Source organism: Anaerophaga thermohalophila str. Valhall, assembly GCF_000250735.1.
GTDB classification, from domain to species: domain Bacteria; phylum Bacteroidota; class Bacteroidia; order Bacteroidales; family Marinilabiliaceae; genus Anaerophaga; species Anaerophaga thermohalophila_A.
On sequence record NZ_AHZV01000151.1, the window covers coordinates 1 to 4,433 of the forward strand.

5 protein-coding genes and 1 pseudogene are annotated in these 4,433 nt (G+C 44.0%); 3 read left to right on the forward strand and 3 right to left on the reverse strand.

What is annotated here, in order from left to right; all coding sequences use genetic code 11:
- Positions 1 to 982: 982 nt before the first annotated feature.
- From OQ5_RS20555 to OQ5_RS25280, 3 genes and pseudogenes are all read left to right on the forward strand, one after another.
- Positions 983 to 1,933, forward strand: coding sequence for a LytS/YhcK type 5TM receptor domain-containing protein (locus tag OQ5_RS20555; RefSeq protein ID WP_016776993.1), 951 nt, complete (start codon positions 983 to 985; stop codon positions 1,931 to 1,933).
- 26 nt (positions 1,934 to 1,959) lie between these two features.
- Positions 1,960 to 2,268 (forward strand): annotated as a pseudogene (locus OQ5_RS25275) (PAS domain-containing protein); the annotation flags it as partial.
- Positions 2,269 to 2,298: 30 nt separating this feature from the next.
- Positions 2,299 to 3,033 (forward strand): sensor histidine kinase, encoded by a 735-nt coding sequence (locus tag OQ5_RS25280; RefSeq protein ID WP_369688189.1) that lies wholly within the window; start codon positions 2,299 to 2,301, stop codon positions 3,031 to 3,033.
- Positions 3,034 to 3,245: 212 nt separating this feature from the next.
- On the opposite strand, the gene OQ5_RS0108045 is transcribed toward OQ5_RS25280, so the two are convergent.
- The 3 genes from OQ5_RS0108045 to OQ5_RS24470 all read right to left on the reverse strand — a co-directional run bounded on the left by OQ5_RS0108045 (position 3,246) and on the right by OQ5_RS24470 (position 4,387).
- Positions 3,246 to 3,557, reverse strand: a complete 312-nt coding sequence (locus tag OQ5_RS0108045) for a hypothetical protein (protein WP_016776995.1) — start codon at positions 3,555 to 3,557, stop codon at positions 3,246 to 3,248.
- Positions 3,558 to 3,645: 88 nt separating this feature from the next.
- Positions 3,646 to 4,233, reverse strand: a complete 588-nt coding sequence (locus OQ5_RS20565) for a LytR/AlgR family response regulator transcription factor (RefSeq protein WP_141638864.1) — start codon at positions 4,231 to 4,233, stop codon at positions 3,646 to 3,648.
- Positions 4,234 to 4,255: 22 nt separating this feature from the next.
- Entirely contained in the window at positions 4,256 to 4,387 is a 132-nt protein-coding gene (locus tag OQ5_RS24470) for a hypothetical protein (protein ID WP_016776997.1), read from the reverse strand.
- Between the last annotated feature and the right edge of the window lie 46 nt (positions 4,388 to 4,433).

Consider the following 4,433-nt stretch of genomic DNA (forward strand, 5'->3'; position numbering starts at 1 on the left):
AGTAAACTCCGGTTTTGGCGGCTTCGCAAGCCTTGCAACTGGCACTTTCAGAACAGACACACATACTGTAAAAATTTTTTTGCGAGTTTATAGACACGCACTAATTAGTTTCCGTCCATAAACTGCCATTTACTGTGTTACGCTCGTCCGAAAATTACTCATTTACTAAGGTAAACTCCGTTTTTGGCGGCAAGCGTAACACAGCAAATGGTACTTAATGGACAGACTCTAATTATTTTTGATGTTGAAAGTGAATTGATCCACAACTCTCTCATTAAAAGCTTTGCGTCATCGTGATCGCGTCTCTGCGTTTAAATTTTTTTAAACGAACCAGTGAAAATCTCGTATAGAAAAAAAGCGCCTGTCTCTGTTTTTCGTAAATTGAGTGAAAAAGGTTTCAAAAAACGATAAAAGGCAAAGTGGAAGGGGCAGAGAGCATGGGGCAGAGAGCAGAGAGCATGGGGTAGAGGGCGTGGGGCATGGGGCAGAAAGGTAGGATGATCAAAATATCCGAAACCGTGTGCCGGGGTAGAGGTTAGCTGAAAAAACTATTCTTTGCTCTGTGTCTACTCCGTGAAGCTCTGTGAAACAAATAATGAGTGCGGTATAAAAAGCATATTTTTGTCAAAATCAAGGCGTTTTAAATTTTTGTACCGGAGTTAACTTATTGTTAATTAGGATACAAAAATTTAAAACAATACAGAGTTTGGCAACAAAGATGCTTTTTAGACCGGGCTCAATAATACAAAGATCAATCAGATTCTTCACTTCCTTCAGAATGACAAGCAGCCAGGTGTCATCCTGAGGAAGAAACGACGAAGAATCTGTTCAATAGCCCATGAAGATTAAGACTAAGGCTGAGATAAAGTTGAGCAACCAGAGCCCGACTCAGAACCCAAAACCCGGGAATCCGGAATTCCGGTACTCAGTTCCACGGGGTACAATTGAGTACCCTTAATATAAGAATGTAATAATTTAGGGTATGCTTCACGATCTGATTCTTAACGCTGCACTACTAATAGTGCTGTCTGTATTTTACGAATTTCTGGTGAGATACAGGGCCCTTTTGGGGAAGACGGGAAAAATCCTGATGGGTTTCTTGTTTGGTATGGTTGCTGTTATTGGCATGAATATTCCTTTGGAGTATAGTGAGGGAATTTTTTATGACGGACGCTCCATTGTATTGCCACTTGCAGGACTATTCGGAGGAGGCTGGGTTGCCGTGATTTCGGGAGTTATCGCTGCAATTTACCGCGTTTGGATTGGTGGTGCCGGCATGTGGGCGGGTCTTGCCACCATTGCATCCGTTTGTCTTTTAGGGGTTGCTGTTCGGCAACATCTGTCTGTCCGTAACGTTTTGCCGGGAATGCGGGAGTTGCTTTTTGTTGCTTTTACAGCGCAGATTTTGATGTTGCTGTGCCAGTTGCTGATACCGTGGCCACAATCGATCGAGATCATTACCGGCATTGGTCCGGTGGTTTTGGTATTATTTACATCGGTTACGCTCTTGATAGGCGGACACATGACTTTGGCAGAAAGGCGATTGTTGTCGGAACAGGCATTAAAGGAGAGCGAAGATCAGTTCAGGAGGCTGTTTGAGGAGCATTCGGCCATAAAGTTACTGATTGATCCCGAAGACGGTTCTATTGTGAATGTCAATCATGCTGCTGAAAAATTTTACGGATGGTCAGTAGAGCAGCTAAGGTCGATGAATATTGACCGGATAAATACCCTTACACCTGAGAAGATTAAAGAAGAAATGAACCGTGCCCGAAGGCAGGAGCGCAATCATTTCAATTTTCGTCACCGGCTGGCCGACGGCTCAGTTCGCGATGTTGAGGTTTTTTCCAGTATAATAACAATAAAAGGCAAGGATTATCTTCACAGCATTGTTCATGATGTAACCGAAAAGAAAAAACCGAAAGCCGGTTAAAATTACTCAGCAAGTCGGTAGAGCAAAGTCCGGTTGCCATTATTATTACCGACGAAAAAGGACTGATCTTTTATGTGAATCCGGTTTATACCCGCCTGACGGGTTTCGGAATGGAGGAAATAGTCGGGCTGCGTCCACGAATTTTTGACGTTGCCAATCATCTCGACCAGACTATTTTTGAAGAGATGCAACGTTGTCTTAATGCGCATACCGACTGGCAGGGAGAATTCCTGAACAAAAAAAAGAATGGCGAAACATTCTGGGAGAAAAATTATATTTCTCCGATGGTTGATGAAACCGGGCATATTACAAATTACATCCTCATAAAAGAAGATATCAGCATTCAGAAAAAACTGATCGGCGACCTGAAAGAAGCGCGGGACAAGGCAGAAGTGAGTCAAAGGCTGAAATCGGCCTTCCTGGCCAACATGAGTCACGAGATACGTACCCCGTTGAACGGAATACTCGGGTTTACAGAGTTGCTTACCAGTGATCCGGATTTGCCGAAGGAACAGAGAGAAGAATACGGGCTCATCATCCGCCGTAGTGCCAATGGTCTTTTGCAGATCATTAATGATGTACTTGAGCTGTCGAAGCTGGAGTCGGAGCAACCGGCAATGATGCAAGAAGTGTTTAACCTGAACCATTTCCTGAATTCGCTTTATCAATTATACCGAAAGAAGATGAAAGATTCGGGTAGAGGTCATATAGGGTTACGTCTATGCATACCCGATGAAGAAATTGAGGTGGTAGGTGACGAAAACCGATTAAATCAGGTGATGATAAATTTGCTTGATAATGCACTGAAATTTACCGAGGAGGGGGAGATTCGTTTTGGTATTTCGGGTACTGCCGGGGGGAAAATAGAGTTGATGGTGTCGGATACCGGGATTGGCATAAAACCGGAAAAACAAGAGATTATTTTTGAGCAGTTTATTCAGGGGGATGACAGGATTTCGCGGCAATACGGCGGGACCGGTCTGGGGCTTTCAATTGTAAAAAAACTGACCAGCATGATGGGCGACGGGGTTAAGCTTGAGTCGGAACCCGGCCAGGGGAGTACTTTCAGATTTAATTTGCCGGGAAAGATGGTTCAATGAAAGGGATGAACCCTGGATTCATGTTCTTTTTATTGAATTCAAGACAACACCGCAAACTATATAGTGCTTGTCTATCAACTCGCAAAAAATTTTTACAATTTGAGTTTCTGTTCAGAAAGTGTCATTTACAAGGCTTGCGAAGTCCGAAAATACGGAGTTTACTCATCGTAAATGAGTAATTTTCGGACGAGCGTAACGCAGTAAATGGCACTTTATGGACAGAAACTATATACATGCAAAAACTTCAAAGAACGTAACAGAGAAAGCAATATGCCGGCATCTACCCACAACTGAAAACCGCCGTTTAACACCCGCACATCTTTTACGCCGGCATAAAGCATGATAAAGGCACAACGTATGGCTCCGATGTCGCCTGCAGCACTGCCGGGGAAAGGATCGTTGTTGTCGGGCGACATGAATTTTCCATACATAATTACCGTAGTATCAGCAGTGATACCATGAGCTTCGAAAACAGCCTTAAGCTCTTTGGGAGATCGACGGTTCCACGTTTCGGTTGACTCCACGTCGTTGGTGTCAAGATCAATGGCCCCGGGGGATATGCCCGCTCAGGTAAGCATCCCTGTTACGGTAATGGGCATGCACAATGACAAATTACAATCCAGCCAGCCTGTTAAGCAGCATCTCCTTCTTTCTCACTGCTACCGGTATCATTGATCCGTCGGTCATCTCAATCCGGAATCCTCCTTTGCGGTCGACTTTACAGATGTGTCTGAGATTGATCAGGTGAGATTGATGGATACGCAAAAAACCCAGCGGCTCAAGTATTTCCTCGAAAGTTTTAAGGGATTGTGAGATCATCAGTGGTTTACGTTCCCTGATGAAAAAGCGTGTGTAATTGTCGGCACTTTCGCAGTGTATAATGTCATCACTGTTGATGAAATGAATGGCTTCACTTGTTCTGAGTACAATTTTTCGGGCTGCTCCGGAAAATTTCTGCATATTCTCGAGTAAAGTATTTAAAACCTCCCGTGTGGGGGTTTGCTGTTTTCTTACTTTCTCAATAGTTCTCTGAAGGTCGTCCGGGTCGACCGGTTTAAGAAGGTAATCGACAGCAGAAAAACGGAATGCTTCAAGGGCATGGTCGTCGTGTGCTGTCAGAAAAACCAGTGCAAAATTGTAGTGGGTGAGTTTGCGGAGCATGTCGAATCCGGTACCGTCTTTCATACGAATATCGAGCACTACGAAGTCGGGATTATACTTTTCAATGGCTTTTTTCCCGGTTAGCTACGCCATCGGCTTCTGCAACAATATTCACATCATCGGCAAGAGCTTCAAGCATGCTTCTGATGGTGTCACGGGCATTTCTTTCATCGTCGATAATAATGGTTCTCATCTGGCCGGTTTTCTCTTGTTATGTGATGAGTCGGGTCAAAAAAGCA